Raw genomic sequence first — 3,094 nt, 5'->3', positions numbered from 1 at the left:
AGACTTACGCCGGCTTCCCTTGCAATATCATGTACTGTTGGCTTGACCATCTATCCTCCGCACCAGGTCAATTTCGCGCAGCTCTCTGACATACGTCAATCAAAATGCATTCGGGAAGCGCAACAACCAACACATTCTGCAAGATGAAACAAAGCTGGCGACCTTGCAATCGATGCAAACCGATACTGCACAACGTTTCAAAGCCAGGCTCAGTGCGGGCGGTCATCGGCCCAACCATGTATTGTGCCTTCCTATCTTGCACGACATCGCTCCAGACCAGATCAAATAGTAGGTTTTGAGCCACTTTTCTTCCAGAAAACCCGACATTTTCCGCTTTCCGATTCCTCAATCCTCCTCAGAAATGTTATTCTTGTTTTCAATAACTTGGACATCGGTCAACCTTGCGCATTTGTTGGCGGGATAACAGATCGATGCAGCTGGCGAGGTTAGGAAGACGCCATGCTGGAACTCTGGAAGAGCAGACGGGCCAGAAAGGCCGCTGTCGCCACCATCCGGCCGTTGGTGGAACGAACCCGTTTTGCCAACGGGAACATATCAGACGACCGCTGGATGGATGCGTATATGGTCGGCTTTCTGACTATGTTGATCACACTCATTGCTCAACGCCGCGTCGACACCATTGGATCCGAAGCCCTCGGCATCGTTCAGGCTGATGCCTGGCAGGAAATTACCGGGCTTCCGGGTCAGCTTGTTGGTGAGGAGGCCTGCCTGTTGAGCGCCAATGGTCATCGCGACTTCATGCGCGGCTGCCACAATGCCGGAAAACTTGAATCCGCCCTGACGGCCCAGAGCGGGTTTCACTGGTTCAATTCCGGAAATCCGGACCTGGACGGTACGGTTGAAACCGGCGGAACACGCCGCATGCTGGATGACACCGAAATCCACGCGCTGTGGTCGGAATATTTCGAGCGCCCTCTTCTCAGCATTGCATTTCCATCATCTGCGGACAGGCACGAAGGTTGGCAGCACTGATTGCCCTGGCAGGTTCCGGAAATCAAAAAGCCTTCATCCTTTCACGAACAAGCTAAAAAACCGGTGCGCATTCAACTGCGCACCGGTTTTCAATTGCTGCGTCCAACGGCCGGAATGCGATTACGACTCCCGGAATGCCCGCGTCATTGAATCCTGGATTGGCTTGGTCAGGTATTCAAAGAATGTCCGCTCAGACGTTGTAATGAAGACCTCTGCCGGCATACCCGGTGTCGGTGTGAAATTGCGAACGACTTCCCTCGCCTCCTGGTCGAGGCGCACACGAGCAACGTACGCGTCCTCGCCAGTCGATTGCCGGCCGGTGATGTCATTCGGCAGCGCATCCGCCGAAATATAGATCACCGTACCTTCCACCATTGGTGTGACACGCTGGCTCAGCGCTGTCAGTCGGATCGTCGCCCGTTGACCGCTACGCACATTGTCGATGTCCTGCGGCCGGACGGGAACCTCGATAAGCAGTTCCTCCTGCAGTGGAACGATCTCGAGAATGTTCTTGCCCGCCTCGATAACGCCACCGGACGTGTGATAACGCAGTTTCACGACAATACCTTCAACCGGCGCCGTTATGTTGACCCGGTTCATGACGGCCCTGGCCGACCGGGCGCGCTCACGCACGTCATCAAGTTCGGAATGGACCTCATGCAATTGATCGACCGCCTGTTTGATTGCGGTGTTGCGAGCCACCTGAATCTGTTCCCGGATGCGGGAAATGCGTTCGCGCGCATCACCGATTTCACCCGTCAGGCGTCCGATTTCGCCATGAAGATTGGCTTTGGCCCGGCGCAACGCGAGAAGTTCAGGCTTCCGGATAAGTCCACTTTTCAAAAGCGCCGATTTATCCACCAGCTCTTCATCGATCAATGCAAGCTGATCCTTGACCGCCTGAAGCTGTACGGTGCTGCCCGTGATGCGTTCCTGAAGCGCATTGATGCCGTCATCCAGAGTTGCAATCTCACTGACGAGCGTATCTCTGCGCGCCTTGAATGTGAGACTCTGTGCATCGATGATCGCTTTGACTTCCGTGTCGTTTTCACGCTGTTTGAGAACTTCTTCGGGCATCTCGATTTTGGGGTTCCAGTTCATCTCAGCCTGGAAGCGTGCCTCCATCGCCTTCAATCGGGTGAAACGCAACTCTAGCCTGCGCAATTCGGCCCGCGGCGCCACGTCATCCAGAACGATAAGCGTCTGACCGGGCTGAACGCGGTCTCCCTCGCGCACCTTGATATCCTTGATAACACCGCCTTCGAAATGCTGGACGATCTTGTTTTCGCCGGTTGTCACGAACACTCCCGAGGCAACTACGGCGCCGGTGATCGGAGCCGCATTGGCCCAGACACCGAAACCGAAGACGCACGCTCCAAGAAGACTGTAGCCAAAGATTTTCACCTTTCGGCTGGTCTTGCTGATTTGATGGTCCCATTCCTTGCTAAGTGCCAGATAGGACATGAATTCAAACTCCTGCTATCGCAAACCCTTACAAGTCCGCTGATGGTCTTTTGCTCTTACTGCGGTGTCGGAGGCGCTTTGCTGCCTTCCAGCGTACCGCCGCTGCCATTGCTGTTTTTCAACATTCTCATCATTTCATCGCGCGGACCAAAGGCCTGAACGGTGCCTTCTTTCAACATCATGATCCTGTCGACATTCTTCAGAAGACTCGGACGCTGAGTAATTGCTATTACCGTGATTTCCTTGGCTTTGGCCCGCATCAAAGCGCGCGCAAGTGCACGTTCGCCAGGAACATCCAGGTTGGAGTTCGGCTCGTCGAGCACAACCATGCGTGGATCTCCGAAGAAGGCCCTGGCAAGGCCGATACGCTGTTTCTGACCACCGGATAGTGGTGCGCCATCAACGCCGATCTGGGTTTCATATCCCGCAGCAAACTGGGAAATCATTTCGTGCACGTCGGCTGTTTCAGCCGCGTCAAAAATCTGATCGTCCGTCGCATCCTCACGCATACGCGCGATATTGGCCTTGATCGTAGCGGGGAAGAGCTGCACGTCCTGCGGCAGATAGCCAACGCTCTCGCCGAACTGACGCGGATCCCAATTTCGGAGATCCATATGATCGAGCCGGACATTACCCG

The 3,094-nt window shown here is 54.8% G+C and carries 3 protein-coding genes; 1 reads left to right on the top strand and 2 read right to left on the bottom strand.

The features are described 5' to 3' along the window. The first annotated feature begins 459 nt into the window (after positions 1-459). Positions 460-993 (top strand): hypothetical protein, encoded by a 534-nt coding sequence (locus tag K5905_RS30590; protein ID WP_297591497.1) that lies wholly within the window; start codon positions 460-462, stop codon positions 991-993. Positions 994-1,113: 120 nt separating this feature from the next. On the opposite strand, the gene K5905_RS30585 is transcribed toward K5905_RS30590, so the two are convergent. After that, on the bottom strand, positions 1,114-2,457 hold the full coding sequence (locus K5905_RS30585; protein WP_297591496.1) for an HlyD family type I secretion periplasmic adaptor subunit: 1,344 nt from the start codon (positions 2,455-2,457) through the stop codon (positions 1,114-1,116). Positions 2,458-2,513: 56 nt separating this feature from the next. Further along, positions 2,514-3,094: ATP-binding cassette domain-containing protein (locus tag K5905_RS30580; protein WP_297591495.1), on the bottom strand; the 581-nt coding region annotated here is incomplete at its 5' end.

The organism is Roseibium sp. (genome assembly GCF_025698965.1).
Classification (GTDB): domain Bacteria; phylum Pseudomonadota; class Alphaproteobacteria; order Rhizobiales; family Stappiaceae; genus Roseibium.
This window is presented reverse-complemented; position numbering and strand designations above follow the sequence as displayed.

Coding starts and splice junctions, on each gene's coding strand:
- K5905_RS30590 (WP_297591497.1), top strand. CDS start 460: ATGCTGGAACTCTGGAAGAGCAGACGGGCCAGAAAGGCCGCTGTCGCC.
- K5905_RS30585 (WP_297591496.1), bottom strand. CDS start 2,457: ATGTCCTATCTGGCACTTAGCAAGGAATGGGACCATCAAATCAGCAAG.